At 70.4% G+C, this 26,115-nt stretch carries 23 protein-coding genes; 11 read left to right on the top strand and 12 right to left on the bottom strand.

Annotated features, from left to right (window positions below; all coding sequences use genetic code 11):
* Positions 1-62 precede the first annotated feature (62 nt).
* Positions 63-905, top strand: coding sequence for an LLM class flavin-dependent oxidoreductase (locus ABN611_RS21270; protein WP_350273952.1), 843 nt, complete (start codon positions 63-65; stop codon positions 903-905).
* A 3-nt stretch (positions 906-908) separates the two neighbouring features.
* Here the strand turns inward: ABN611_RS21270 and ABN611_RS21265 are convergent, their stop codons facing one another.
* The 5 genes from ABN611_RS21265 to ABN611_RS21245 form a co-directional block, all read right to left on the bottom strand.
* Positions 909-4,142 (bottom strand): ATP-dependent DNA helicase, encoded by a 3,234-nt coding sequence (locus ABN611_RS21265; RefSeq protein ID WP_350273951.1) that lies wholly within the window; start codon positions 4,140-4,142, stop codon positions 909-911.
* Positions 4,142-7,360, bottom strand: coding sequence for an ATP-dependent DNA helicase (locus ABN611_RS21260; RefSeq protein WP_350273950.1), 3,219 nt, complete (start codon positions 7,358-7,360; stop codon positions 4,142-4,144). The genes ABN611_RS21265 and ABN611_RS21260 overlap by 1 nt, the downstream gene beginning before the upstream one ends.
* A gap of 83 nt (positions 7,361-7,443) precedes the next feature.
* Complete coding sequence (locus ABN611_RS21255) at positions 7,444-7,740, bottom strand: MGMT family protein (protein WP_350273949.1); 297 nt, start codon at positions 7,738-7,740, stop codon at positions 7,444-7,446.
* A 19-nt stretch (positions 7,741-7,759) separates the two neighbouring features.
* A complete protein-coding gene (locus tag ABN611_RS21250) occupies positions 7,760-8,599 on the bottom strand; it encodes a TIGR03560 family F420-dependent LLM class oxidoreductase (protein WP_350273948.1) in 840 nt (279 codons plus the stop codon).
* Between the two features lie 91 nt (positions 8,600-8,690).
* Positions 8,691-8,957: a DUF2277 domain-containing protein gene (locus tag ABN611_RS21245; RefSeq protein ID WP_130439916.1), complete on the bottom strand. Its 267-nt coding sequence runs from the start codon at positions 8,955-8,957 to the stop codon at positions 8,691-8,693.
* Between the two features lie 88 nt (positions 8,958-9,045).
* Here ABN611_RS21245 and ABN611_RS21240 point away from each other — a divergent pair, with 88 nt between their 5' ends.
* Together ABN611_RS21240 and ABN611_RS21235 are read left to right on the top strand one after the other, a co-directional pair.
* Entirely contained in the window at positions 9,046-9,690 is a 645-nt protein-coding gene (locus ABN611_RS21240; protein WP_350273947.1) for a TetR/AcrR family transcriptional regulator, read from the top strand.
* Positions 9,687-10,472 carry a maleylpyruvate isomerase family mycothiol-dependent enzyme gene (locus tag ABN611_RS21235; RefSeq protein WP_350273946.1) on the top strand — a complete coding sequence of 262 codons (786 nt, stop codon included), beginning with the start codon at positions 9,687-9,689 and terminating at the stop codon, positions 10,470-10,472. Before ABN611_RS21240 ends, ABN611_RS21235 begins: the two co-directional genes overlap by 4 nt.
* 19 nt (positions 10,473-10,491) lie before the next feature.
* Here ABN611_RS21235 and moeZ read toward each other — a convergent pair whose 3' ends face one another.
* From moeZ to ABN611_RS21220, 3 genes are all read right to left on the bottom strand, one after another.
* The gene (gene moeZ, locus ABN611_RS21230) at positions 10,492-11,667 is read right to left on the bottom strand and encodes an adenylyltransferase/sulfurtransferase MoeZ (RefSeq protein ID WP_350281665.1); all 1,176 of its coding nucleotides are present in this window, start codon (positions 11,665-11,667) and stop codon (positions 10,492-10,494) included.
* A 136-nt stretch (positions 11,668-11,803) separates the two neighbouring features.
* Positions 11,804-14,518 (bottom strand): Calx-beta domain-containing protein, encoded by a 2,715-nt coding sequence (locus ABN611_RS21225; protein ID WP_350273945.1) that lies wholly within the window; start codon positions 14,516-14,518, stop codon positions 11,804-11,806.
* 93 nt (positions 14,519-14,611) lie between these two features.
* Positions 14,612-15,526 carry an alpha/beta fold hydrolase gene (locus tag ABN611_RS21220; protein ID WP_350273944.1) on the bottom strand — a complete coding sequence of 305 codons (915 nt, stop codon included), beginning with the start codon at positions 15,524-15,526 and terminating at the stop codon, positions 14,612-14,614.
* Between the two features lie 42 nt (positions 15,527-15,568).
* Between ABN611_RS21220 and ligD the strand changes: the two genes are divergently transcribed.
* The 5 genes from ligD (at position 15,569) to ABN611_RS21195 (ending at position 18,291) form a co-directional block, all read left to right on the top strand.
* A complete protein-coding gene (gene ligD, locus ABN611_RS21215) occupies positions 15,569-16,495 on the top strand; it encodes a non-homologous end-joining DNA ligase (protein WP_350273943.1) in 927 nt (308 codons plus the stop codon).
* Between the two features lie 51 nt (positions 16,496-16,546).
* The gene (locus tag ABN611_RS21210) at positions 16,547-16,753 is read left to right on the top strand and encodes a hypothetical protein (protein WP_350273942.1); all 207 of its coding nucleotides are present in this window, start codon (positions 16,547-16,549) and stop codon (positions 16,751-16,753) included.
* Positions 16,754-16,906: 153 nt separating this feature from the next.
* Positions 16,907-17,536, top strand: coding sequence for a TetR/AcrR family transcriptional regulator (locus tag ABN611_RS21205; protein ID WP_350273941.1), 630 nt, complete (start codon positions 16,907-16,909; stop codon positions 17,534-17,536).
* 112 nt (positions 17,537-17,648) lie between these two features.
* Positions 17,649-17,876, top strand: coding sequence for a DUF3107 domain-containing protein (locus tag ABN611_RS21200; protein ID WP_350273940.1), 228 nt, complete (start codon positions 17,649-17,651; stop codon positions 17,874-17,876).
* Between the two features lie 145 nt (positions 17,877-18,021).
* Positions 18,022-18,291 carry a GlsB/YeaQ/YmgE family stress response membrane protein gene (locus ABN611_RS21195; protein ID WP_350273939.1) on the top strand — a complete coding sequence of 90 codons (270 nt, stop codon included), beginning with the start codon at positions 18,022-18,024 and terminating at the stop codon, positions 18,289-18,291.
* Between the two features lie 80 nt (positions 18,292-18,371).
* Here the strand turns inward: ABN611_RS21195 and ABN611_RS21190 are convergent, their stop codons facing one another.
* Positions 18,372-19,052 carry a ferritin-like fold-containing protein gene (locus ABN611_RS21190; protein ID WP_350273938.1) on the bottom strand — a complete coding sequence of 227 codons (681 nt, stop codon included), beginning with the start codon at positions 19,050-19,052 and terminating at the stop codon, positions 18,372-18,374.
* A gap of 252 nt (positions 19,053-19,304) precedes the next feature.
* On the opposite strand from ABN611_RS21190, the gene ABN611_RS21185 reads away from it, so the two are divergent.
* Together ABN611_RS21185 and ABN611_RS21180 are read left to right on the top strand one after the other, a co-directional pair.
* A complete protein-coding gene (locus ABN611_RS21185; protein ID WP_350273937.1) occupies positions 19,305-21,632 on the top strand; it encodes a DEAD/DEAH box helicase in 2,328 nt (775 codons plus the stop codon).
* A gap of 87 nt (positions 21,633-21,719) precedes the next feature.
* Positions 21,720-22,658, top strand: coding sequence for a DUF4349 domain-containing protein (locus ABN611_RS21180; RefSeq protein ID WP_350273936.1), 939 nt, complete (start codon positions 21,720-21,722; stop codon positions 22,656-22,658).
* On the opposite strand, the gene ABN611_RS21175 is transcribed toward ABN611_RS21180, so the two are convergent.
* Complete coding sequence (locus ABN611_RS21175; protein WP_350273935.1) at positions 22,652-23,404, bottom strand: AAA family ATPase; 753 nt, start codon at positions 23,402-23,404, stop codon at positions 22,652-22,654. The two genes, ABN611_RS21180 and ABN611_RS21175, sit on opposite strands and share 7 nt — an antisense overlap.
* Positions 23,405-23,528: 124 nt before the next feature.
* Here ABN611_RS21175 and ABN611_RS21170 point away from each other — a divergent pair, with 124 nt between their 5' ends.
* Positions 23,529-24,404 carry an alpha/beta hydrolase gene (locus ABN611_RS21170; RefSeq protein ID WP_350273934.1) on the top strand — a complete coding sequence of 292 codons (876 nt, stop codon included), beginning with the start codon at positions 23,529-23,531 and terminating at the stop codon, positions 24,402-24,404.
* Here the strand turns inward: ABN611_RS21170 and ABN611_RS21165 are convergent.
* Entirely contained in the window at positions 24,397-25,482 is a 1,086-nt protein-coding gene (locus tag ABN611_RS21165) for a hypothetical protein (RefSeq protein WP_350273933.1), read from the bottom strand. The two genes, ABN611_RS21170 and ABN611_RS21165, sit on opposite strands and share 8 nt — an antisense overlap.
* Positions 25,479-25,997: a sigma-70 family RNA polymerase sigma factor gene (locus tag ABN611_RS21160; protein WP_350273932.1), complete on the bottom strand. Its 519-nt coding sequence runs from the start codon at positions 25,995-25,997 to the stop codon at positions 25,479-25,481. The genes ABN611_RS21165 and ABN611_RS21160 overlap by 4 nt, the downstream gene beginning before the upstream one ends.
* Positions 25,998-26,115: the final 118 nt, after the last annotated feature.

Here is a 26,115-nt window from a genome sequence, read left to right as displayed (position 1 = left end):
TTCAAGACCTTGGGTGGGGTGGACGCCTAGCGTCGTTCTTGGAGCGATGAGAGGAGTCGGGGATGAAGGTCGGGATCGGGTTGCCTGCGGCGGTTCCTGGGGTGGATGCGCGGCGGGTGGGGGATTGGGCGGCTGCGGCGGAAGTGGCTGGGTTCGATGCTGTCGGGGTGATCGATCGGTTGGTGTACGACAATCTGGAGCCCTTGATCGCGTTGGCGGCCGCGGCCGCGCGGACGTCTCGGGTGGAGCTCTTCACGACCGTGCTCGACATCGGCTGGCGGAACAACGCGGTGTTGCTGGCGAAGCAGCTCGCGTCGGTCGATCAGCTGTCCGGCGGCCGGCTGACCGCCGGTCTCGGTCTGGGTGGCTGGCCGGACGACTTCGCCGCCAGTGGAGCCGCGCGGCACGGATTCCGTGAGCTGTGGGAGACGTCGCTGGAGACCTGGCGGCTGGCGTGGGCGGGGAAGCTCGACGGCATGCCTCAGCTCCCCGACGGACGTCCCGGGCTGCTGTTCGGAGGGTTGGTACCGGCCGCCTACCGGCGCGCTGCCGTTCACGGGCAGGGATGGGTGGCTCCGCTGTTCGGTACGGCGGTGCTCGAGCAAGGTGCGAGCGCCGTACGGAAGGCCTGGCAGGAGGCCGGTCGCAGTGGAGAGCCGCGGATCGTCACCGGGCGGTACTTCGCGCTCGGCCCCGACGCCGACGCGATCGCCGACGAGTACATCCACCACTACTACGGCGATGCGTACTTCGAGCCCGCGCGGGCCGACACCCTGACGACCCCAGCAGCGCTCCACGACCACTTGGCCGGCGTACGTGCGGCCGGTGCGACCGACGTGATCCTCTACTCCGCGTCCGCCGACCACGACCAGATCGCCCTACTCGCCGAGGCGTTGAACAACTGACGGTCAGCCGTTCAGCAACCCGATGAGCTGCTGCTTGTCCGGCAGGCTTTCCGGGCGGGTGATTTCTCCGGTGCGGACGTAGTAGAACGCCGCGGTCACCTGGTGGAGCGGGATGTTCATGAGCTCGGACCAGGCGACCCGGTAGATGGCCAACTGGAGCGGATCGGCGGTTTCGCCGCGGGTGGTTTTCCAGTCGATGACGTCGTAGCCGCGGGAGCCGTCAGGGCGGACGACCTGGTAGACGGCGTCGATGCGGCCGCGGATCACGCGGCCGTCGATGGCCAGCGCGAACGGGGCCTCGATCTCGTACGGCGTGGTGTCGCCGAACGGGCCGTCGCGGAACGCGTCCATCAGGTCGGTGAGGTCGGTGTCGTCGACGATGTCCTCGTCCGCGGCACCGGGCAGATCGTCCGGGTCGAGCAGCAACTGCTGGCCGAAGTAGCTCTCCACCCAGGCGTGGAAGCGGGTCCCGAAACGCGCCGCCCGGTTCGGTTTGCGCGGCATCGGCCGCGCCAGCTCCGCGGCCAACCCGTCCGGGTCCTTGGCGAGCCGCATCACCTGCGTCGCGGACAGTGCCGCCGGCAGCGTCACGTCGTACGCCTTCCGGCTCCGGCTTTCCCTTGCCTCGGACAACAACCGTTCGATCTCGGAGTCCCAGCGCGCGACGGTCGCCTGCTCGTCGAGCAGCAGCGACTCCTCCGCATCGATCGACGGGCCCTCGCGCCGCGCCTGCTGCACCAGCGCGGCCGCTTCCAGGCGCCGCTCGAACGCCTCCCGGTCGTACGGCGCCGGCCAGGGCGCCTGCGTCTGCTCGGCAAGCTCCGGGTTCTCCGCGGTCAGCTCCGGCTGGTCCGCCCACGCGATCACCCGGTCGCCGGCGTGCTTCTTCAACGTCTCCAGGTACGACGACGGTCCGCGCGGCCGCTTCTGCGTCGGCCCCCACCAGTGCCCGGTCGCGACCAGCAGCTCCTTCGCGCGCGTGAAGGCGACGTACCCGAGCCGGCGCTCCTCCAGCGCGTTCATGTCCTTGCACTCGTCGGCGAACGCCTTCAACCCGGCGTTCGACAGGTCGTGGAAGTCCGGCAGCGTGTCGGCGTCACCGCGCAACGGCCACGGCAGCACCTTGGCGTTCGTCGTCCACTTGTCCCGGCCACGATCCGACGGGAACACCTTCGACACCAGCGTCGGCACGAACACGACCGGCCACTCGAGCCCCTTCGACCGGTGCGTGGTGAGCAGCTTCACCGAGTCCGCCTCACTCGGTACGGCGAGATCGAGACCGGCGGCGTACTCCTCCTCGGCGGCCAGGTACGCGAGCAGACCGTCCAGCGACCCGTCCGACTCGGTCGACACGAAGTTGCCCACTGCATCCAAGAACGCCGCGAGGTGATCGCGACGGCCGGCGTCGACGTGGTCCGGGGTCGCGGTCAGCTCGACGTCCAGGCCGATCGTGCTGATCACCCGCCGGACCAGGTCGAGCAACGGCTCGCCCGCATGTGCACGCAGCTCGCGAAGCTCGGTCGACAGCTCCTTGAAACGCACCAGAGCCTCCGGGGCGTACTCCGCCGGGCCCGGGTCGTCGACCGCCTCGGCGAGCGAGATGACCTCGGTCGAGTCCATCCCGGCGACGGCCGCGTCCAGCGCGGCGACCAGGTCGTCGGCGGCCGGGCGCTCCCCCGCATCGGCCAGCACGCGGGCGCGGTTGGCGAGCAGAGCGAGGTCGCGATGACCGATCCGGTACCGCGGACCGGTCAGGATGCGGAGCATCGCCGCGTTCGCGGTGAGGTCGTTCACGGCCTGCAGCGTCGCCACCACGTCGACGACCTCCGGCAGCGCGAGCAGCCCGCCGAGGCCGACCACCTCGACCGGGACCTTGCGGGCGATCAGCGCCTCGTGCACCGCGCTGAGGTCGACGTTCGTCCGCATCAGGATGCCGATGTCCTTCCAGCGGCGGTTCCGGGTGCGGTGCGCGGCGACGATCGCGTCGGCGACCCACTCGATCTCCTGCGACCGGGTCTCGAACAGCCCGACGGTGATCGCACCTTCCGGAGCGTTCTCCGGCGCTTCGAGCGGGATCACGCCCGGGTGCTGCTCGTAGAGCTCCGCCGCGTGCTGGTTCGCGGCGGCGAGGATCCGGCTGCCACAGCGCCGGTTGACACTCAGCACGTAGCGCCGAGCGGGAGAACCATCAGCCTGCGGGAAATGCTGAGGGAACTCGTCCAGGTTCGCGACCGACGCCCCACGCCACCCGTAGATCGCCTGACACGGGTCACCGACCGCAGTGACGGGGTGGCCCCGGCCGTGCTCCCGATCCGGCCCGGCGAACAGCGCCGTCAGCATCCGGCGCTGCGAGACCGAGGTGTCCTGGTACTCGTCGAGCAGCACGACCTTGTACCGCGCCCGCTCGACGGCGGCCACCTCCGGGCACTCCTCGGCCAGCCGCGCGCCGAGCGCCATCTGGTCGGCGAAGTCGACGACGCCGCGCTCCCCCTTGTACGCCTGGTACTCCTCGACGAGCTGCAGGATCTCCCCGCGCTTCAACGCGGTCTCCGCGAGTTTGCGCACCTCGACGGTCTGCTTGCGCGCCGCCGCGACCTCCCGCCGTACGGCGTCGTCGTGGTCGCGGATGTCGTCCGGCCGGAGCAGGTGGTCCGCGAGCTCGCCGTCGAGCGCGAGCAGGCTGTTGACGAGCGTCGGCACGTGATGCGACGCGAACCGGATCGGCCCGGCGGACCGCCGCACGACGCGACCGGCCAGCTGGTACCGGGTGGCGTCGGCGAGCACGCGCGAGTCCGGCTCGAGCCCGAGCCGCAGCCCGTGCTCCGCGATCAACGTGCCGGCGAAGGCGTGGTACGTCGAGACGACGGGCTCGCCCGACTCCTCGGGCTCCCAGTTCGGGATGTTGCTGCGCAGGTGCGCGGCGAGGATCGGGTGCTGGTCGGGCGGCAGGGTCGAGCCGAGGACGCCGGCCTTGGTCAGGTCCTCGCGGATCCGGACGTCGAGCTCGTTCGCGGCCTTCTTGGTGAAGGTCAGCCCGAGCACTTCCTCCGGTTTCACCTGCCCGGTGCAGATCAGCCACACGACCCGGGCCGCCATCGCCGTCGTCTTGCCGGAGCCGGCGCCGGCCACGATCACGCCGGGCTCCAGCGGCGCGGTGATCGCCGCGAGCTGCTGGTCGCTGAACGGGATCCCCAGCAGGTCGCACAGGTCGGCCGTGGTGCGCAGTTCCGCGGGCATCAGACGATCTCCCGGCCTTCGGGCTGGATGGGGCACAACGACCGCGCCTCGCAGCGGTTGCAGCCGTCGTTGCGCTGGGCGGTGAACTCTTCGGTGCGGATCATCGACTCGGCCTCGTCGACGGCCTCGTCGAGCCAGGTCCGGCCGTCCTCGTCGGTTTCCAGCGGGGCCTGCGGCTGCACCTTCGGGAAGCCGCCGTTGTCGTCGTGGCGCAGCTGCACCAGCTCGGCGCCGCCGGCCTCCGCGTCCTCGCCGAGTTTCTTCAGCTGCCGGGCGTTGATCGCGCGCTGGTAGATCGCCAGCTGCACATGCCGTTCCAGCGCGGGTTTCGTCGGGATCGAGCGGCCGGTCTTCAGGTCGACGACCCGGATCTTCCCCTCGGGATCCTTCTCGACCCGGTCCATCCGCCCCTTCACCCGGACCGCCGGCTTCTCCTCGTCGGGCAGCAGTACGTCGAACTCGACCTCGGTGCCGACCAGCGTCCGGTCCGGGCGGCCCTGGTGCCACGCGACGAACCGCCGCAGCGCCTGCTCGGCCTCACCGCGCTCGCGGTCCGAGATCCACGCGGACTCGAACTCGAGCTGCGTCCACACCTTGTCCAGCCAGCCGTTCAGCTCGTCGACCGACGGCGGCAGCGTCCCGGTCGCGACCGCGTCCGCCAGCGCGTGCAGCACCGACCCGAACCCGAGCGCCGACGTACTCTGCGTCTCGCCGCCCGCCCGCCGGGTCAGGAACCAGCGCAACGGACAGTCCACGATCGTCGTCAGCGCACTCCCCGACAACGGCACCGGCTGGTCGGGATCGGCGACCGGCCGCACGGACTCCGTCCGCTCCCGCACGCCCCACCAGCGCGACGGGTCCGCGGTCGGCACCAGCGGCTGCTCCCGCTCGTCGATCGCGTCCGCCAGCTTGGCCAGCCGATCAGCCGCCACCCGCTTCAAGGCAGGCGACGACGCCGGATCCGCCAGCACGCAGCGCAGATCCGCGACCAGACCGGGCAACGACAGCGGGCGCCGCGGCCGTCCCGCCACGAGTTTCAAAGGAATGTCCAGCTCGGCAAGAAAACGTGATGGTTGATCGCCGTCGGCCTCGGGCGCCTGGACGGCGGTCACGATCAATCGCTCGCGGGCGCGCGTGATCGCGACGTAGAACAACCGTCTCTCCTCGGCCAGCAACGCGCCCGCCGACAACGGATCGATCAGGCCGTCGGTCCCCAACCGGTCCGGCTCGAGCAACGAACCCCGCCGCCGGAGGTCCGGCCACTGGCCTTCCTGGACCGACGCGACCACGACCAGCCGCCACTGCAGGCCCTTCGACCGGTGCGCCGTCATGAGCTGTACGCCGGCCTCGCGATAGGTCCCGTCGAACCGGTTGTCGGCGGCGATGTCGAGCGACTCCAACTCCGACAGGAACGCCGAAACGCCCTTGAACCCGACCTGTTCCTCCGCGCGGCCGGCCGCGTCGAACAGCGCGCACAACGAATCCAGGTCCCGGTTCGCGGTCCGCGCGGTCTCGCCGCCCGCCGACGCCTGGCCGCGCAACCGCCGCAACCACGGCGAGTCCGACCACAGCGACCACATCACCTCGTCCGGCGCCGCGCCCGCGGTCACGATGTTCCGTGCCTTGAGCAACCGCTCGCCGAGCGCCGCGAACCGCGCCTCGGCCGGCGACGCCTCCTCGTCCAGCAGCAACGGATTCAGCAACGCGTCCCGCAACAGCTCGTCCGACGACCGCGGCAACCGCTGGCCACCCGCCGCGTCCCGGTCCCGCCGTCGCAGTACCCGTGCCAGCCGTCGCAACTGCCCTGCGTCCATCGCGCCCAACGGCGACAGCGCCAGCGCCCGCACGACGTCGACGGTCAGCGTCTCCGGATCGGCCACCGCGCGCAACGCCAGCAGCATCGGCCGTACGGCGGGCTCACGCGACAGCGGCAGCTCGTCACCGGCGACATCGACTGGGATGCCGGCCGCCGACAACGCCCGGCGCAGCGGCGGGATCGACCGGCTCCCGGAGCGCACCAGGACGGCCATCTCGCTCCACCCGATGCCGTCCTGGACGTGCGCCCGGCGGAGCAGGTCCGCGATGTGCTCGAGCTCGGCGCCGCTCGTCGAGTACAGGTTCGCCTCGACCTTGCCCGGGCCGTAGACACACGACGAGGCATCCGGGTTCCGGAAGCGGTCGAAGGTGTCCCGGTCCAGCGATCCGGGGACGCCGAGCCGGTTCACGACGTTGCGCGACACCCGTTGCAGCGTGGTCCCGAAGCGTCGCGTCGTACCCAACGCGATCTGCGCGGCCTCGGCGCCGTCGCGGGTCCGGAACTCGTCGGTGAACCGCAGCAGGCCGCGCACGTCCGCCCCGCGGAACGTGTAGATCGACTGGTCCGGATCGCCGACGACGACCAGGTCGCGGCCGTCGCCCGCGATCGCCTGCAGCAGCTTGGTCTGGCCGGGATCGGTGTCCTGGTACTCGTCCACGAACACCGCTTTGAACTCGCTGCGCAGCTTCGCCCGCACCTGCGGCTGCTGCGCCAGGATCACCGCACGGTGGATCAGCTCGGAGTAGTCCAGCACCTGCTCCGCGTCGAGGATCTGCAGGTACTCCTCGAAGAAGTCGCCGACCGCGACCCACTCCGCCCGCTCCGCCGACCGGCCGATCGCCGACAGGTCCTCCGGGTCGAGCCCCAGCTGCCGCGCCTTGCCGATCACGGCCTGCACCTCGTCGGTGAACCCGCGCGTCTTCAACGCCGGATGCAGGCTGCCCGGCCAGTGCACCGCGCCGACCTCACGACTGCCCGACAGCGCCTCGCTCAACCGCAGCGCCTGCTCCGGACCCGATGGAAGTCGCAGCGGTACGTCGAACGCGTCGGCCGGCGTGAACCGGCGCAGCAACGCGTAGCAGAAGGAATGGAAGGTCATCGACGGCATCACCCGCGTGGTCCGCCCGAGCCGTCCGGTGATGCGGTCCCGCAGCTCGGTCGCCGCCTTGCGGCCGAACGTCAGCACGAGCACCTCGTCCGGACTCAGCCCGCGGTTGCGGACCCGATCGACGACGGCCTCCACCAAGGTCGTCGTCTTCCCGGTGCCGGGCCCCGCGAGCACCAGCAACGGTCCACCGGGATGCTCCACCACGGCCTGCTGATCGGCATCGAGGACAGGCGCGGCCGTGCTCCGTCGCTCCTCCCGGACCAACCGGTACCGGGACCCCTGTCTGCTGACCACCGACACATCTCAACAGACCCCACCGACAAAACGTGCGACGCACCCCGGGAACCCTGTAAATCGTCGGAAACCGGACAGCTTCGTCAGTCCCGCGGATCCCAGCGGACCTCGCGCAGGCTGACCCGGCCGTCGGTGACGCGTACCCCGTCCGACCGCAGTCGGTGCAGCTGCTCGTCACCGACCTCGTCGGCCGGTACGCCGGATGCGCGGATCACCCGCCACCACGGCACACTCGCGCCGTACTCGCGCATGATCGCGCCGACCTGCCGCGGTCCGCCCTGGCCGACGTACTCCGCGATGTCGCCGTACGTCGCGACGCTGCCCTCCGGGATCGACTCCACGGCCCGCAGCACCGCCTCGACGTACTCCTCCCTGTCCACAGTGATGATCCAGCCCAATCTAGGCGAGCGGCGCGAGTGCCTTCGCGAGCGGCTCGAGGACGGACGGCGGTGCGTCCAGCGGCAGGTTCATCACGACCAGGTCGACACCCGCCTCGCCGTACGCCGCCGCTTCCGCGACCGCCTTGTCGAGCGGGCTGTCCGGATCGATCCGCACGTTGACCGAGCAGGTGATCTCGCCGACGTCGCGGCCGACCTCCTCGCAGCGCTGAACCAGGACGTCCTTGAGCGGCTTCCACTCCTGCGGGCTCGGGACGATCACGTTCCACTGCTGCGCCCACTTGGCGACCGCGCGCAGCGTCCGGTTCGGGCCCTTGCCGCCGATGGTGATCGGCGGGTGCGGCGTCTGCACGGCCTTCGGGTTGCAGTACGCGTCCGTGAGCTTGACGTACTTGCCGTCGAAGTTCGCGACCTCTTCGGTGAGCAGCGCGATGATCGCCTGGGTGCCCTCGTCGAAGCGGTCGAAGCGCTCCTTCAGCGGGTACAGGTCGATGCCGTACGCGGCGGTCTCCATCTCGTTCCACCCGGCGCCGATGCCGAGCTCGAGCCGGCCGCCGGAGATGATGTCGGTGGTCGCCGCCATGTTCGCCAGCACCGCGGGGTGCCGGTAGATCATCCCGGTGACCTGGCAGCCGAGCCGGATCCGGGACGTCGCCTGCGCGAGCGCGGCGAGCGTGGTCCAGGCCTCCAGGTTCGGGCCCTGCATGTCACCGCTCAGCGGGTAGAAGTGGTCCCAGTGCCAGGCGGACTCGAAGATCTCGAACTGGTCCGCCGCGACCCACACGTCCCGCATCTGCTGCCAGGTGGTGTGTTCCGGCCTGGTCTTGATCGCGAACCGCATCCCGCGCCTCCCTAAGGCAACCGTCCAGGGGTAAACGTTTCCGGGACGCGACACTACCCCGCGCCGCGATCGGGCGGCGCCGGAGTTTCGCTCAGTCGAGGCCGAGCCGGGCCCGTACTTCGGGACGCCGCAGCGGCGGCACCGTCTGCGGCGGCGTGCGGCGCGCGGGCATCTCCTCCAGGAGTTGCTCGGTGATCCGCGCGACCTCGGTGGCCGCGCGCTCGATCGGGCCGCGGGTGGTCGCGCTCAGCGAGCCGACCCCCGTCACCTTGCGGACGTACTGCAGCGCGGCCGCGTAGATCTCCTCGGAGGTCGCGGACGGCTCGAGGCCCCGGAGCACGGTGATGTTTCTGCACATGCCTGAAGACAGTACGCGGCGCGACCGACAGTCTCCAGAGTCCTACGAGGTATTGACAACCCTAATGGCATTAGGTTTTCCTCAAGGCATGAGCACTGCCGCCGTACCGGACCGCCGGACCCGCCGTCGCCAGGAGACGATCGCGGAGATCCTCGATGTCGCCATCGAGCTGATGGAGGCCGAGGGCGTCCCGGCGCTGAGCCTGTCCGCGGTGGCCCGGCGGCTCGGCATGCGGCCGCCGTCGCTGTACCAGTACTTCCCGTCGAAGATGGCGATCTACGACGCGTTGTTCCAGCGCGGCGCGGAGCTGTTCCTGGCCGCGCAGCGGGACGCGATCGCCGCCGCGACGACCGACGACGTCATCGAGCTGCAGCTGATCGGCACCACGGCGTTCGCGCGCTGGTGCATGCGGAACCCGGTGTACTCACAGCTGTTGTTCTGGCGGACGATCCCCGGCTTCGAGCCCAGCCCGGAGGCGTTCGCACCGGCGCAGGAGGCGTTGGCCGACCTGCGCAAGCATCTCCAGGCAGCCGTGGACGCCGGCCGGCTGCACCCGGACGCGGCGAGCGACGAGGGGGTCGCCGTGTTCACGTCCGTCACGTCCGGAGTGCTCTCGCAACAGATGGCGAACGAGCCGGACGTGCCCTTCGAGGAGGGGCGGTTCAGCCGGCTGCTGCCCGTCGTACTCGAGATGTACTACCAGCACTACGCACCGACCAGGGGGAAGAGATGACCGCAGTACTCGCAGAGCAGATCGGACGAGCCGACCGGCCGCGGTGCCGGATCCACCGGGACGCCGAGCTGAAGGCGTGGCACGAGTTGCTCGCGTCGATCGAGGGGGACGAGTGGCAGCGCCGTACCGTCTGTGACGCCTGGGACGTCGCGGACATCGCCGGCCACCTGATCGGGCAGGCCGAGGACGTGATCAAGCCGACCTCGTTCCCGCGCCGCTGGCTGAAGAACAAGCGGGCGTATCCGGGGGTGCCGCGGTTCGACGCGCACATGATGGTGCAGGCCGACGAACACCGCGGTACGCCGCCCACCGAGTTGCGCGCGCTGTTCGACCGGGTGTGGGCGAAGGCCACGGAGAAGATCTCGCGCAACCCGGAGGTGTTCCGGAAGATCACCATGCAGGTGGACCCGGCGCCGCGGATGGCGCTCGGGTACGTGCAGGACATCCTGCTCGCGCGCGATCTCTGGATGCACCGCAACGACATCTGCCAGGCGCTCGGCCGGCCCTTCGATCCGGGGCCGTACGCCGCGGAGCTGATCGCGCAGGTGGTGTACGACCTGCAGGCGAGCGGGCCGTTCTGGGGAGACCGGCCGGCCGTCGTACTGGAACTCACCGGGCCGGGAGGTGGGACCTATCTGCTGGGGAGGGGTGAGCCGGTAGGTCACGCCGCGGTGGACGCGGTCGCGTACATGCGCACGCTGTCCGGGCGCGACGACGCCCCGGCGGTGACGGGTGATCCCGTCGCCACCGAGGCGGTCGCGTCCTGCCGGATGGATTTCTGAACGAGTTCCAGTACGACGGTTAGTACGACGGCTGGCTCGGGTCGATCTGGTCGACCCAGGCGACGACACCTCCGCCGACGTGCACCGCGTCGGAGAAGCCCGCGCCCTTGGCGATCGCGAGCACCTCGGCGGAGCGGACGCCGGACTTGCAGTGGAAGACCAGCTGCTTGTCCTGCGGCAGCTTCTCCAGCGCCACACCGGTCTGGAAGTCCGCCTTCGGGATCAGCACCGAGCCCGGGATCTTGTTGATCTCGTACTCGTTCGGCTCCCGGACGTCGATCAGCACGAAGTCCTTCTCGCCGTTGTCCTTCAGCTTGATCCACTCGCTGAGCTGCTTCACCGAGATGGTCGAGCCGACGGCCGCGTCGGCCGCCTCTTCGGTCAGGGCGCCGCAGAAGCTCTCGTAGTCGATGAGCTCGGTGACGGTCGGGTTCTCGCCGCAGATCGCGCAGTTCGGGTCCTTGCGGACCTTGAGCGTGCGCCAGTTGAGGTCGAGCGCCTCGTAGATGTTCAGCCGGCCGAGCGACGGGTCGCCGATGCCGGTGAGCAGCTTGATCGCCTCGGTGACCTGCGCGGCGCCGACCGACGCGCAGAGCACGCCGAGCACACCGCCCTCGGCGCAGGACGGGACCATGCCGGGCGGCGGGGGCTCCGGGTACAGGCAGCGGTAGCACGGGCCGTGCTCGGCCCAGAACACGCTGACCTGGCCGTCGAAGCGGAAGATCGAGCCCCAGACGTAGGGCTTGCCGAGCAGCACCGCGGCGTCGTTCACCAGGTAGCGGGTGGCGAAGTTGTCGGTGCCGTCGACGATCAGGTCGTACGGTTCGAAGATCTCGAACACGTTGTCGTTGTCCAGCCGGGTCTCGTGCAGGACGACGTTCGTGTACGGGTTGACCTCGAGGATGGACTCCTTGGCGGACTGCGCCTTGGACTTGCCCACGTCGGACTGGCCGTGGATGACCTGGCGCTGCAGGTTGGACTCGTCGACGGTGTCGAACTCGACGATGCCGAGCGTGCCGACACCGGCGGCGGCCAGGTAGAGCAGGGCGGGGCTGCCGAGGCCGCCGGCGCCGATCACCAGCACCTTGGCGTTCTTCAGCCGCTTCTGCCCGGCCATCCCGACCTCGGGGATGATCAGGTGCCGCGAGTACCGCCGCACCTCGTCAATCGTCAGCTCGTCGGCCGGTTCGACCAGCGGTGGCAGTGACACGTGTCGGCTCCTCAGGAAGACGTCGAACGGGATCTGATGGTTTTCAACCATCCGTCCCTCCTCCATGTTCCCGCACTATCCCAAGCACCCCGGACAGAGTCCACATCCCGGTACCCGCGTCTCAGTCATTGTCGGTGATCGTCCCGGTCAGGGTCGTCGGGACGTCCAGGACGGCGCCGTCCTGGACGTCGATCACGGCGCTGAAGGACTCCGCCGGCTCCTTCACCTTGTCGTCGAGGATCCGGACCCGGAGCTCGCCGGTGGTCCTGCCGGGGGTCACCGACCCTTCGATCATCCGCTCCGCCGGACCGGTGCCGTCGTCGTCGAGGCCCGCGTAGTCCTTGCGGACGACCGCCGTCCCGTCCTTGAGCACGCCCGAGAAGTTCACAGGCTTGTCGCTCGGTGCCGACAGCTTGACCGGGAAGCTCACGACGCCGGCCTTCTCGGTCGTCCGCAGGTTCCCGAGCGTGAGCTTCGGCGTGGGGTCGTCGTCGATCACGAGGCCGCGGCCGAACGACTTGTCCAGCAGACCGCCGTGCGGCACGGACAGCACCAGGTCGAACGGCACGTCGTAGCTGTCCCGGGTGTTCCCCTCGATCGTCACAGGGACCTTGTGCCGCATCTGTCCCGGTTCGAACACCAGCCGCCGCGCCACGCCCTCCGACGCACGCAGCTCCCCGTTCGTCTCGACGTACACGCTGACCGGTCGGATGCTCGGCCGCGACAGGGTGACCCAGAAGTCCATCGAACGCGTCCCACGGTCCCCCTCCTTCACAGTGACGCTGGACGCGGACAGCTTCGGCAGCAACACGGCAGGTGCCGAGAACCCGAGGCCGGGCGACGAGAACGCCAGATCGCTCACGTACGCCGATCCGCCGGCGACGCGGTCCGTGCGCAGCTCCACTGCCCGCACGTCGCGCAGGTCCACGCCCTTCAGCGACGACACCGGGATGCGTACCGTCCGCAGCAGGTTCTTCGGCAGGCCGCTGTCGTCGCTCCCCGGCATCCGCACCAGCGCGTCGCTGACAGCAGACACCGGTACGGCGGCCGCGCGGCCGTGCCCGTCGACGACACGGACACTCAGGTCGGTCCGCGGCGCACCGGCCGGGTCCGGCGCGGCGCGGAACGTCAGCGCCGCGAACCGCCGTACGTCACGCTTCCCGGCAGGTACGGCGACCCGGACCACGCCGTTCGTACCTGTCCAGCGCAGCTTCGTCACCGCGGTCGTCGGCGTCCTCGGGGCGAACCACGCCATCCCCCAGTGCGGCGCATTGCCCCAGGCGTCGGTCGTCATACAGGTCGGCAGGGCGGCGCGGACCGCAGTACTGGTCACACCGGCGCACACGGTCGCCGACACCTTCCCGCTGACCGCTCCGGCCTGCAGGGCCGAGTCGAAGTGGTGCAGGTCACGCCTTAGTGGTGCCTGCGACACCACCCGTACGACGGCCTTGCCGGCAGACGCCGCCCGCGCGTCCGAGCCGTCGAACTGCGGCAGGAACTGTGTCTCGTGTCCCATCTGCAGCCGAAAGAAGCCCGCGACGTACGCCGTACCGACGGCCTGCTGCTGCTTGGCTGTCAACCGGCCCGGGTACTTCGCTCCGCAGGGCGACGCCTTCTCGTCGCCGAACCAGTCGTCGCCTGAAGGCGCGGCCGACTGTCCGGGGGTCCACTCGGTGTTGAAGAAGTTGTGGTTGGCACCCAGCACCGTGACGGTGGACCGCGGCGCGGCGTCGCCACCGACGGAGTACCTGGTGTCGTCGTAGAACATCTGGCCCTGCAGGTCGGAGACGTCGCCGTCGCAGTACGGCAGCAGGACGCTCATCGCTACACCCGGCACCGTGGCCCGGGCGAAGTCCGTGGGAGCCAGCGGCAGTACGGCGCGGATGCCGTACTGGCCGCCGCGGTCCGCGTTCAGCACAGCGGCTCGGGCGACGCCTTCGCCGCCTCGTGAGTGACCCATCAGGCCGACGTTGCGCAGGTCGAGCTTGCCGACAAAGCGGCTGCCGAAAGGGCCGCCGCCGATGGTCGACCACTTCCGCCAGAGGGCCAGGTGGTCCAGAACGAGTTCGGCCCGCGCTTGTGCGCCGGCGTCGTACGCCTCGCTGTCCCAGCCGTTGATCGCGTTGGCGCTGATCGACACGACCTGGTAGCCGTTGCTGGCCAGAGCGGTCGCAGGTGCGTCGTAGCCGCGGTAGCTGGGGACAGGCTTCATTCCGCGCGGACAGGGCCACGGCTTGTCGACGTCGGAGGGGTTGGTGGGGTCGCCGTAACAGACCTCGTGCCTGCCGTGCAGGAACACGACCAGGGGCCGTGGACCGACTGCACCGCGCGGTGAGTACACCTTGCCGCGCAGCTCCGAGCGGTGCGCGAGACCGGGCAGGTAGACCGCCTCGTCGCCCAGGTTGTACTCGGCCGTGTCGACCTTGTACTTCCCCAGTGCGCCAGGATCCGACGGCAGCAACGGACCGCGCCGCGCCTTCAGCCAGTAGGCATCGATAGGCGCTCCGGCCGCGTCACGACCCCGGTGGGCGTTCTGCTTGCCCAGGTCGCCTGACCACACCAGCCGTACGTCGCGCGCCTTGGCGACCGCTGGATCGGTGCTGACGAGGGTGAGGGTCTTCCGGTCCGGGGACTGTGTCGCGACACCCACCGGTCTGCCGTCGACCTCCAGCAGGGGCAGCGAGGCACGCAGCGGTGCCGGCGAGTTCAGGCGCAGCGCGAGTCGATAACCACCGGCGACGGCGCGCACGTCCCATTGGTTGCCTGCAGCAACCGATGGCGGTGGGGCGGCCGCGGCGGGGAGGGTTCCCACCCCGAGCAGCACAGCGACGGACAACGACAGATTTCGGGCGGTTCTGCCAATCACGCGGACAAGTTGACCTGACGTGCCGCTCAGCCGTGTCTCAACCGCGGCTCGGATTCGACTCGATCAGGCGATCAACTGACGGAACGCACGCGCCACCTCTTCCGGGTGCTCCATCTGCGCGACGTGGCCGGACTGCGGCAGGTAGAGCAGGTGTGCGTTCGGGAACGTGCGCTGGGCCTTCGTACGGATCCGTGCGTCCACCAAACGGTCCCTGCCGCCGTAGACCAGCAGCACCGGGCACTGCACCCGGGCAGCGTCCGCCCAGAGGGATCTGCGCGGTCTGGCCAGTGACGAGCGCAGGATGCTGCGAGCACCCTCGACGGTCGCCTGCCGTCCCCACGGGTCGGTGTCGCGCCGATGGAGCTCCGCCTCGTACGCCGCCCGCACCTCGGGTGTCAGCGACCGCGGGTCCCCGAACACCAGCGCCAGCGAGGCCTCGAAGCGCTGCGCGAACGGCAACCGCGCCGTCCGCTCCAGGACGACCGGACCGAGCCGCGGCGTCGCCAGCGCGGTGAACCAGAGGGCACTCGCCGACACCCGCGGATGCGGCAGTGCGGGCGAGATGAGGGTCAGCGACGCCACCAGGTCGGGACGCTGCGCGGCCAGCGCCACCGACGCGGCCCCGCCCATCGAGTTCCCGAAGACGTGGACCGGCTCGTCGTACTCCCGTTCCAGCAGCCGGATCAGCACTGCGGCCTGTTCGGGGATGCCGGTCACCCCGGAGAGCGGCGTACGGCCGAAACCCGGCAGGTCCGGCGCGATGCCGCGGATGCGGTCGTTGAGCAGCAGGCCGAGGGCGGTCCAGTTCAGCGAGGACCCGCCGAGGCCGTGGACGAACAGCGCCGGCGGCAGCTCCGGCGCGGCGTCGGGAACGTCCCTGACCAGCAGGTCCACGCCTGCGACCGGCACCCGCCGCTCCGGCCACTGCCGCAGCTCGGCGGGTGCGTCGTCCCCGGTTACTGGCCCGTAACTATCCACGGCACCCATGTTAGGACGGGTGCGAGGTGGAGACTGGGACGTATGGCGGGAGCGCAGCAGCAGCTGACGACCGAGGTGGACGGGCAGACGATGAAGCTCACCAACCTCCACAAGGTGCTGTATCCACAAACCGGCTTCACCAAGGCCGAGGTGATCGACTACTACCACCAGGTGGCCGCCTTGCTGCTGCCACACCTGTCCGACCGGCCGCTCACCCGCAAGCGCTGGCCGGACGGCACGGAGGCGCAGTACTTCTTCGAGAAGAACGCACCCCGCGGTACGCCGTCCTGGGTGCGCACCGTGACGCTGCCCACACCCGGCAGCTCGACCGGTCGCGACGAGGCCGACTTCGTGGTCGCGGACGACGTACAGACCATCGTCTGGCTGGCCAACCTGGCCGCGCTGGAACTGCACGTGCCGCAGTGGCGGATCGGTCAGTCGAACCACGGCAAGGACCCGAAGGCCGACCTCATCGTCTTCGACCTGGACCCGGGGCCGGGGGCCACCATCGTCGACTGCTGCGACGTGGCGCTGGCGCTGCGGGAGCTACTCGGCCACTTCGGGCTGGAGGGCTGGCCGAAGACCTCCGGGAACAAGGGCATGCACCTGTACGTGCCGATCGAGCCTGCCTCGTCGAAGCAGACCAGTGCCTTCGCGAAGCAGCTGGCCGAGCAGCTGGCCGAGGCGCTGCCGGAGAACGTGACCGCCAACATGACCAAGGCCCTGCGTCCCGGCAAGGTCTTCATCGACTGGAGCCAGAACAACAGCGCCAAGACCACTCTCGCGCCGTACTCGCTGCGCGGCTCCGACGAGCCGCGGGTGTCGACACCGATCGACTGGGATGAGGTGGCCTCGGCCGGGGCACCGGAGGACCTCCGGTTCCTCCCGCACGACGTACTCGCCCGGATCGAGGAGTACGGCGACGTCCTGGAGGGGCTGTACGACGATCCACAGCCGCTACCGTCGTAGCAGTCGCAAGCCGAGTCGTAGCTGTCGCAGTCCGAGAGGAGAGCGAGTCGCATGACCAGTGAGACCGACTACGAGGGCCCGGGCGACGAGGGCCTGCCCGACGACGCCCCGGAGGCCGACGCCCTCGAGCAGCGCCGTACGTCGACCGTGGTGGACGGCCGGCCCGAGGACTCCGGCCGCCCCGACGAGGCGGACCCGGCGGACGTCGCGGAGCAGCGCCGCGAGGTCCCCGACACCGACGAGGACGACTATCGGTGACGTGACGGTTACCACGATGGAAGCGCTCGGGTCTACCACGATGCAGAGCCTGTCGGCGGGGAAGCTACTGGCCGGGAGGACTGCTGGGTAGGATTCGGGGAACGACCTGGCGGACGAAGACCGTCGCCGAGTGCACCACCGAAGGAGCCCGACGTGTCGACGACACCGGAGACCGCACCCAAGCGCGGCAGCCGCCTGCCCCGGCTGGCGCGTCGCGCGCAACTGCTCGAGGCGGCCCAGGAAGTCTTTGTCGCGAACGGGTACCACGCCGCCGCGATGGACGACATCGCGGACCGCGCCGGCGTGTCCAAGCCGGTCCTGTACCAGCACTTCCCCGGGAAGCTGGAGCTGTACCTGGCGCTGCTGGACACCTCCTGTGACGCGATCGTCGCGTCCGTGCAGGACGCGCTGAAGTCGACCGACGACAACAAGCTCCGGGTCGCGGCGACCATGCACGCGTTCTACGACTACGTGGCGAACGCCCAGGGCGCGTTCCGGCTGGTGTTCGAGTCGGACCTGACCAACGAGCCGGCCGTCCGGGAGCGCGTCGACCGGGTCACGCACGCCTGCGCCGAGGCCGTCTCCGAGGTGATCAGCGCCGATGCCGGACTGAGCCGCGAGCAGTCCATGGTGCTGGCGGTCAGCCTGGTCGGGATGGCCCAGGTCAGCGCCCGCTACTGGCTGGGCGCCGGCGACCCGTCGATCCCCCAGGAGCACGCCGCCGACCTGGTCGCCTCGCTGGCCTGGCGGGGCATCCGGGGCTTCCCCCGCACCGAGGGCTGACCCTGTCCCGGGTTCTGCTCTCGGCGGACGGGTGAGAGCTGGGCAGTGCCACCGGATAGGCTCGAACCGTCACCGGCGAGAGCCGCCGGTCGGAGCGTGCCCGGAGGGTTTCGTGGAGGTCAAGATCGGCGTGCAGCACGCCAATCGTGAGTTGGTTCTGGAGAGCGACCAGACGCCGGATGAGGTCCAGCAGCAGGTCGCGGAGGCGCTCACCGGCAAAACCGGTCTGCTCCAGCTGACCGACGACAAGGGGCGCCGGGTGCTGATCCCGGCCGACCGGCTCGCGTATGTCGAGATCGGCGAGGTGTCGACCCGCAAGGTCGGGTTCGGCGCGATCTGACCGCGAGCCTCCTGAGGCGGGATTGCAATCCAGTGACGCCTGATCGCAACCACGTTTGCGTGCGTTGGCGGCCGGTAACCGTGGTGGTGGGCGAGACAATCGTCACGCCGCGTGGACGCGGTCGTCACAGGGAGGAACCAGCGTCATGGAAATCATCGGTGTGATCGTGGCCGGCATCATCATCGGCCTGCTGGGTAAGTGGGTCGCCCCGGGCGACCGGGACAACATTCCCCTCTGGCTCACGGTCTTGTGCGGAATCGGCGGCGTGCTCATCGGCTACTACGTCGCCGCGGCGCTGGGCGTCGAAGCCACCAGCGGGATCGACTGGATCCGCTGGATCGTCAGCATCCTCGTCGCCGCGGTCCTCGTCGTCGTCGCGGCCATGGTGACCGGACGGCGCAAGATCAAGACCTGAGACATCAGCTGCAGCTGTGCACGGCCGTCACCCTTCAAGGTGACGGCCGTGACTGTTTCAGCCGGTCGCGCCGACTTCGGTCAGGGCTGGAGGCCGAGGGCGGTCATCCGGGCGGTGTGGGCCTCCGTGAGACGGGTGAACATCCGGCCGATGGCGGCCAGGTCCAGGCCGGGGCGGTCGACGCTGCCGGCCAGCAGCGCGGCCAGCGAGTCGCGGTCCGCCGCGATCCGCTGCGCCTGGCTGAGCGCCTCACCGACCAGGCGGCGGCCCCACAGCGCCAGCCGGCCGCCGAGCTTCGGGTCCTCGTCGATCGCGGCCCGCACCCGGTCGACCACGAACTCGGCCTGCCCGGAGTCCGCGAACACCTCCAGCACCAGCGCCCGGGTCTCCGCGTCCACGAACGACGCGATCTCCCGGTAGAAGTCGTTGGCCAGCCCGTCACCGACGTACGCCTTGACCAGGCCCTCCAGCCAGTCCGACGGCGCCGTGTGGTCGTGGAACGCGTCCAGCGGCGTCACGAACGGCCGCATCGCGTCCATCGGGTCCACCCCGAGCTGCACGAGCCGGTCCCGGAGCCGCTGGAAATGCCCGAACTCGGTCGTCGCCAGCGCCGCCAGCTCCGCCTTGTCGTCCAGGGTCGGCGCCAGCTTGGCGTCCTCCGCCATCCGCTCGAACGCGGTCAGCTCGCCGTACGCGAGCACTCCCAGCAGATCCACCGCCGCGGCCCGGTAGGCGGGATCATCAAAGGCCGTCTGCTCCATGCCCGGCACCCTATCGGGCCGCCCCCGCGAGTGGCGCATGCCACACGAAGCGGCGTTGACAGCTGCTGCGGTTACACTGGTGGGCGATTCGCCGGTGACGCGCCCACATGGGCAAGCTGGTGCGAGGTGCTTGCACAGTGTCCCCGCGCCTCACGATCGGGGCCATCCGGCCCCAGGCGCCCGGCCACTGAGCACACTGTCCGCACAAGCATGTGAGAGGCGATCAGCCTGACCACCTTCCGAGAGCTCGGGGTGCTGCCCGAGATCTGTGACGCACTCGACCGCGTCAACATCAAAGAGCCGTTCCCGATCCAGGAAATGACGCTCCCCGTCGCGCTGATGGGCACCGATCTGATCGGGCAGGCCCGCACCGGCACCGGCAAGACGCTCGGCTTCGGCATCCCGCTGCTGCAGCGCACCATCTCCCCCGGCGAGGCCGACTACGAGGAGCTCGCCGCCCCGGGCAAGCCGCAGGCGCTGGTCGTCACGCCGACCCGGGAGCTGACCATCCAGGTCGCGAAGGACCTGGTGACCGCGTCCACCGTGCGCACCGTGCGGGTCCTGACGATCTACGGCGGTGTCGCGTACGAGCCGCAGCTGGACGCCCTGAAGAGCGGCGTCGACGTGGTCGTCGGTACGCCGGGACGCCTGCTGGACCTGGCCAACCGCGGCGTCCTCGACCTGAGCCACATCAAGGTCCTCGTCCTGGACGAGGCCGACGAGATGCTCGACCTGGGCTTCCTGCCGGACGTCGAGCGGATCCTGCGCAAGACCCCCGAGCTGCGCCAGACCATGTTGTTCTCGGCAACCATGCCGTCGGCCGTGATCGCGCTGGCCCGCACCCACATGCGGCACCCGCTGAACATCCGCGCGGAGTCGCACGAGGACACCCAGATGGTGCCGACCACGGCACAGTTCGTCTACCGGGCGCACGAGCTGGACAAGCCCGAGGTGGTGGCGCGGATCCTGCAGGCCGAGGACCGCGGCCGGGTGATGATCTTCTGCCGGACCAAGCGCGAGGCGTCCCGGCTGACCGACGACCTGCAGGAGCGCGGGTTCCAGGCGGCCGCGATCCACGGCGACCTGAACCAGCAGGCCCGCGAGCGCGCGCTGACACGGTTCCGCGGCGACAAGATCGACGTACTGGTCTGCACCGACGTCGCGGCCCGGGGCATCGACGTCGAGGGCGTGACGCACGTCATCAACAACACCTGCCCCGAGGACGAGAAGACCTACATCCACCGGATCGGGCGGACCGGGCGCGCCGGGGCCAGCGGCATCGCCGTCACCTTCGTCGACTGGCCGGACGTGACCCGGTGGAAGGTGATCAACAAGGCGCTCGACCTGCCGTACGACGAGCCGCAGGAGATCTACTCGACGTCGCCAGAGCTGTACCACGACCTCGGCATCCCGTCGGAGGCGAAGGGCCGGATCCGTACGGCGCGCGCACCGCAGGAGACCCGCGAACGCACCGACCGGCCGCGGGGCCGGCGGGGCGACGAGTCGGACGAGCGCCCGGCCCGCAAGCGCAACCGCAACCGGACCCGCAAACGCACCCGAGCCGGCCAGCCCCTCGAGGAACGCGCCGACGTCACCACCAAGACCGAGGTGCCAGCGCCGTCCGAGCAACTCCCGGCAGAGGACACCGCGCCGCGCAAGCCCCGCAAACGCACCCGCAAGCCCCGCGGCGCCGAAGCCACCACCCCCGCACCAGGAGGCGTCGACGAGGCCGCCCAGGCGACCGCCGACACGCTTGCCGAGCCGACTCCTACAGCTCCGGCCGAGGCAACCGCTGACGCTCCGGTAGAGGCAAAGCCGTCCAAGCGCACCCGCACCCGCAAGACGGCCGCGACCAAGGCCGCCGCCCCGGCGGAAGAAGCTGCGGCGACTGCCGAGGCGCCAGCCGGGTCGGCCGCGGAGGGTTCGGCTGAGGCCAAGTCCGCCAAGCGGACGCGCACCCGCAAGGCGGCTGCGGCGAAGGCCGCGGCACCGGCGGGTGCCGCGGAGGCCGCTGAGCCGAGCACCGAGGCTCCTGCCGAGGCTGCAGCCGAGCCGACTGTCGAGGTGAAGCCGGCCAAGCGGACTCGCGCTCGCAAGACAGCCACCGCAAAGGCCGCCGCACCGGCGGAAGCCGCTGAGGCTCCGGCAGAGGCGAAGCCCGCCAAGCGGACCCGCAAGACAGCCGCCGCGAAGGCTGCTGCGCCGTCGGAGGAAGCTGCGGCTACTGCTGAGGCTCCGGCGGAGGCGAAGCCCGCTAAGCGGACCCGCAAGACGGCCGCCGCGAAGGTCGCCGCACCGGCGGAAGAAGCCGCCGCGGCGCCAGCCGGGTCGGCTGCGGAGGGTTCGGCTGAGGCCAAGCCTGCCAAGCGGACGCGCACCCGCAAGACGGCCGCCGCAAAGGCCGCCGCGCCGGCGGAAGCTGCTGAGGCTCCGGAGGAGGCGAAGCCTGCTAAGCGGACACGCAAGGCAGCTGCTGCGAAGCCTGCTGCGCCGGCGGAGGAAGCTGCGGCTGCTGCTGAGAAGCCGGTTAAGCGGGCTCGGAAGGCGGCGGCTGCGCCGTTGTTCAAGGCGCCGGAGTGACTGTTTCGTAACGGTGGTCTGAAGCTGCAACACCCAGCCCCTCGCGGGCCGTCCTAGGGCGGTAAACCACGAGAGAGGGGCTGGGTGATGGGGCGGATCAGAGCAGTGGCGGCCGCGATGGCTGTGGTGGGGATCGTGGTACTGGCCGGATGCGGGGGCTCCGGCAACGACCAAGCGACCAGCGAGGCACCCGCCGCGCGCCAGGACTCCGGTGAGTCCGCCGGCGCCGCGAAACCGCAGGAACCGGCGGCCGGCAAGTCCCAAGGCGCCGGCGGCGACAGCAAGGACGAGCCGACGATCACCCGCGCGATCATCAAGACCGGTTCGCTGACCGTCGAGGGCGAGAACGTCTCCGACCTCCGCCAGAAGGCCGTCGCCGCGATCACCTCCCTCCAGGGCCAGGTGGCCTCCGAGGACACCGGCAGCGACACCGACGGCAACATCACCCGGGCGAACCTCGTCCTCAAGGTCCCGACCAAGTCGTTCGAGACCGCGATCCAGCGGCTCTCCGACCTCGGCAAGCGGCTGCAGATCCACCAGGAGTCGACCGACGTCACCGAACAGGTCGTGGACGTCGCCAGCCGGATCCAGTCGCAGCGCGCCAGCCTCGACCGGATGCGCGCGCTGATGGCGCGGGCGAACACGATCGGCGAGATCGTCAACGTGGAGAGCGAACTCACCCGCCGCGAGGCCGACCTGGAATCGCTGCTGGCCAAGCAGAAGAACCTCGCCCTTCAGACTGAGCTCGCGACGCTCACCCTGACGTTGATCGAGAAGGGCAAGCCGCCGGTGAAGGTCGAGGAGGAGCCGGACAAGGGTTTCGTGGCCGGCCTGAAGAGCGGCTGGAAGGCGTTCACCGCGGCGTTCTCCGCGATCGCGACGGCGTTCGGCGCCCTGCTGCCGTTCCTGGTCCTGCTCGCGCTGATCCTCGTACCGCTGTGGCGCTTCCGGCACAAGCTGCGCCGCCAGCCGGCCATGCAGCCGGCGGTGCAGCCCACTCCACCGCCGGCCGGCAGCGGTCAGTGAAGCAGTGCGCCGGCCAGCGCCCGGTACGCCTTCGCACCGGGCGAGGCCGGCGCCGTCGTGAGCACCGTGTCGCCGATCGCCGGCGCCTCCGCGAACCGGATCGACTTCGGGATCGCCGGCTGCAGCACGTCCAGCGAGTACGTGTCCGCGATTGTCTCCAGGACGGCGCGTGCGTGCGTCGTGCGTCCGTCGTACAGCGTCGGGAGCACGCCGAGCACCTGCAGGCCCGGGTTCGTCAGCCGCTGTACGTCGTGCACGGTGTCGAGTAGTTGCCCTACGCCACGATGTGCCAACGTCTCGCACTGCAAGGGGATCAGCACGTCGGACGCCGCGGACAGCCCGTTCACGGTCAGCAGTCCGAGCGTCGGCGGGCAGTCCACGAGGATCCAGTCGTACGACGTCCGCAGCGGGCGCAGCGCGGTCCGTAGTACCTGCTCAGGCCCGCTCTCCCGCGCCAGCTGCACCTCGGCGGTCGCCAGCGCGATCGTCGCGGGCAGCAGGTCCGGGGCGTCGTCGGACTCGATCAGCACGTCGCGGGCGCGGACACCGCCGAGCAGCACGTGGTGGATCGACTTGTCGAGGTCCTCGGGGTCGATGCCGACCGAGAACGTCAGACACGCCTGCGGATCCAGGTCGACCAGCAGCACCCGCTGGCCGAGCTCGACCAGGGCTGCTCCGAGGGTGGCGACCGTGGTCGTCTTGGCCACGCCGCCCTTCTGATTGGCGACCGCGAGAGTGCGAGGCACCCGGCCATTGTGCCGTACCGAAGAACGGGTAGTGGTGCGCGGCCCGCAGGCGTCCGGTCACCGGCGACCGGCGTGCCGTCAGTGCGCCCGGCGAACAGTACCCGTTCGTCGGTACGCTCTACTTGTGAGTACGCCGCGCACGTTGACGCTGCCCGATGGGGTGCACCCGGAGACGCTCGAGACCGAGCGTGGACCGTTCGCCACGCTGACCGCAGTACCGGACATCGGTACGCCGCTGGGTACGGTGCTGCTCGTGCCGGGCTGGACGGGCAGCAAGGAGGACTTCACCCCCCTCGTCGACCACCTGTGCCGGTACGGCTGGCGGACGGTGGCTGTCGACCAGCGGGGGCAGTACGAGACCACAGGTCCGTCCGACGCGTCGGCGTACTCGCTGGCGGAGCTGGGCGCGGACGTGGTGGCGATGAGCAGGGCGCTCGGCGGGTACAGCCAGCTGGTCGGGCACTCGTTCGGCGGTCTGGTGGCGCGGGAGGCCGTGCTGATCGACCCCTCGGTGTTCTCCACGATCAGCCTGCTTTGCTCGGGCCCTGCCGCGTTCACGGACGAGGCGACGCTACAGAGCCTGCAGATGCTCGCCTTCGGGCTGGAGAACCTGCCGATCGAGCAGGTGTACGACCTCAAGCTCGAGCACGACCGCAAGGCCCCCGGGTACGTCGCTCCGGCCGAGGACGTGGCGGCGTTCCTGCGGAAGCGGTTCACCAGCAACGTGCCGGCCAGCCTGGCGGAGATCACCCGCCGGCTGACGGACGTCGAGGACAAGACGGATCAGCTCGCGAAGACCGGCGTACGGGCGCAGGTCCTGTACGGCGCCACCGACGACGGCTGGCCGATCCCGGTGCAGCAGGCGATGGCCGCCGCGCTCGGTGTCGAGGCCGAGGTCATCCCGGACGCCGGGCACTCCCCGGCCATCGACCAGCCGGCGAAGACCGCGCGCCTGCTGGTCGACTTCTTCCACGACTACCCGAGCCTGCTGACTAACTGACCGGCACGACCTCCGGGTGCAGCGCCAGCAGGTCCAGACCGACGGGCGCGAGCGTGGCCTTCACCTGCTCGGTGTAGACGAGCAGGCCGGTCGGTGCGGGGCCGCCGGTCATCCCCTCGGCGCCGCCACTCTGGAACACGCCTAGCCGATGCTTCTGCTGCAGGCTGCTGACCTGGTTGCTGACGCGGTCGCTGTCGGCATTGCTCATCAGGACCGGGGTCACACACAGGTTGCCGCTGTAGACCTTCTCGAACGCCGCCTGGAACGCCGCCAGGTCACCGTGCGCGACGCCGACCATGATCACCACCGGGGCGTTGCGGGAGGTGCCGTTCGGGTAGTAGGTGATCGGGCCGTACGCCTGGGCGGCATGCGCTTTCAGGAACGCCTGCACGGGGGCGGAAGCGAAGTTGCTCGGCTTCGACTGCCAGCCACCGGCCGGGGCCGCGCACGGCAGCTTCGGCGGGGCGGCCGGGGTCGGCCTGATCAGCTCCCCCTGCTGCTGTACGTCGATCGTGCCGTCGCGCCAGATGCCCGTGACGCTCGCGTACCCGGAGCGGACGCCCTTGGTGGTCTTGGTTCCGGAGATCCGGTCGAAGTCCAGGCCGGTGAGCTTCACCGCGAACTCGTCGGGGCAGCTCGGCGCCGGCTCCTGGCCGGGCGGGTACCCGATGGCGCGCACCAGCAGCGGCGCGCAGAACACCGGCGTCCGACCCGGGGCGGCGAGGATCTGCCCGTTCACCCGGACCTTGTCGCCCGGCTTCACCAGCAGCTTGTCGTTGCCTTGAGCAAGCGTCTGCGGGACGCCGGCCGCGGTCGTCGTACCGTTCGGCGCCTGGCTCGCCGGCGCCTGGGTTGCCGGGGCCTGCGTCGCTGGGGGCCGGGAGTCCGGGAGTACCGCGACGACGCCGGCGGCGATCACCGCCACGCTCGCCGCGGCCAGCGCCGGAACCCAGCGACGGCGCTTCCGGCCGCCGCTCGTCACGTACTCGAGATCGGGCTCCGGCGGCGGCGCCTGGTCCGCCCGCCAGCGGGCGCCCGCGCGGGTCAGCAGGTCGTCTACTTCGTCAACAGGGTTCATTCGGTGACCTCGAGCAGTGTGCGCAGCCGGGCGCGGGCGTCGGACAGGGTGGATTTGACGGTGCCTTCGGAGCACCCCATGACGGCGGCGGTGTCGGCGATCGACAGGTCGGCGAAGTAGTAGCAGTCCACCGCCAGCCGCTGGCGGTTGGTCAGCGAACCGATCGCGTGCTCGACGTCCATCCGGGCGTCGAGATCCGGCCGCGTCGTCGGCCCCGCGTCCTCGACCACGGACAAGGACGCGCCGCCCGCGCGCATCCGCCGTACGGCTTTGCGGGCCTGGTCGGCCGTGATCGCGAGCAGCCAGGCGGACGGCGTACCGCGGCTCGGGTCGTACTGCGCCCGCTTGGCCCAGGCCCGCGCCAGCGCCTCCTGCACGATGTCGTCCCGGTCCGCCCCCACCGCCAGCCGCGCCGCCAGCCGGGCCATCGCTCCCAGATGCGGCCGCACCCACGCGACGAACCCAGCCCCGTCCCCCGGCGGCCCCACCACCCCCGCCACCGGCTCATCCGTCATCGTCGGCATACCTCTTCTACCCCCGATCACCACACCCGGTTGGCTCCTACCCGCATTTCAACGACCCCACCACCCCAAGGTCACCCCCACCCCCACATCCGTAACCCACCCGAGTTAT

This window comes from Kribbella sp. HUAS MG21 (assembly GCF_040254265.1).
GTDB lineage: Bacteria > Actinomycetota > Actinomycetes > Propionibacteriales > Kribbellaceae > Kribbella.
The sequence above is the reverse complement of the archived record's forward strand: the minus strand, read 5'-3'. Positions and strand labels throughout refer to the sequence as shown.

Bases quoted from the DNA above. Each gene is read 5' to 3' on its own strand.
- ligD (WP_350273943.1), top strand. From the start codon at position 15,569: ATGGCGGGAGCGCAGCAGCAGCTGACGACCGAGGTGGACGGGCAGACG.
- ABN611_RS21265 (WP_350273951.1), bottom strand. From the start codon at position 4,142: ATGCCCGCGGAACTGCGCACCACGGCCGACCTGTGCGACCTGCTGGGG.
- ABN611_RS21160 (WP_350273932.1), bottom strand. From the start codon at position 25,997: ATGACGGATGAGCCGGTGGCGGGGGTGGTGGGGCCGCCGGGGGACGGG.
- ABN611_RS21180 (WP_350273936.1), top strand. From the start codon at position 21,720: ATGGGGCGGATCAGAGCAGTGGCGGCCGCGATGGCTGTGGTGGGGATC.
- ABN611_RS21270 (WP_350273952.1), top strand. From the start codon at position 63: ATGAAGGTCGGGATCGGGTTGCCTGCGGCGGTTCCTGGGGTGGATGCG.
- ABN611_RS21165 (WP_350273933.1), bottom strand. From the start codon at position 25,482: ATGAACCCTGTTGACGAAGTAGACGACCTGCTGACCCGCGCGGGCGCC.
- ABN611_RS21245 (WP_130439916.1), bottom strand. From the start codon at position 8,957: ATGTGCAGAAACATCACCGTGCTCCGGGGCCTCGAGCCGTCCGCGACC.
- ABN611_RS21240 (WP_350273947.1), top strand. From the start codon at position 9,046: ATGAGCACTGCCGCCGTACCGGACCGCCGGACCCGCCGTCGCCAGGAG.
- ABN611_RS21210 (WP_350273942.1), top strand. From the start codon at position 16,547: ATGACCAGTGAGACCGACTACGAGGGCCCGGGCGACGAGGGCCTGCCC.
- ABN611_RS21250 (WP_350273948.1), bottom strand. From the start codon at position 8,599: ATGCGGTTCGCGATCAAGACCAGGCCGGAACACACCACCTGGCAGCAG.
- ABN611_RS21190 (WP_350273938.1), bottom strand. From the start codon at position 19,052: ATGGAGCAGACGGCCTTTGATGATCCCGCCTACCGGGCCGCGGCGGTG.
- ABN611_RS21235 (WP_350273946.1), top strand. From the start codon at position 9,687: ATGACCGCAGTACTCGCAGAGCAGATCGGACGAGCCGACCGGCCGCGG.
- ABN611_RS21195 (WP_350273939.1), top strand. From the start codon at position 18,022: ATGGAAATCATCGGTGTGATCGTGGCCGGCATCATCATCGGCCTGCTG.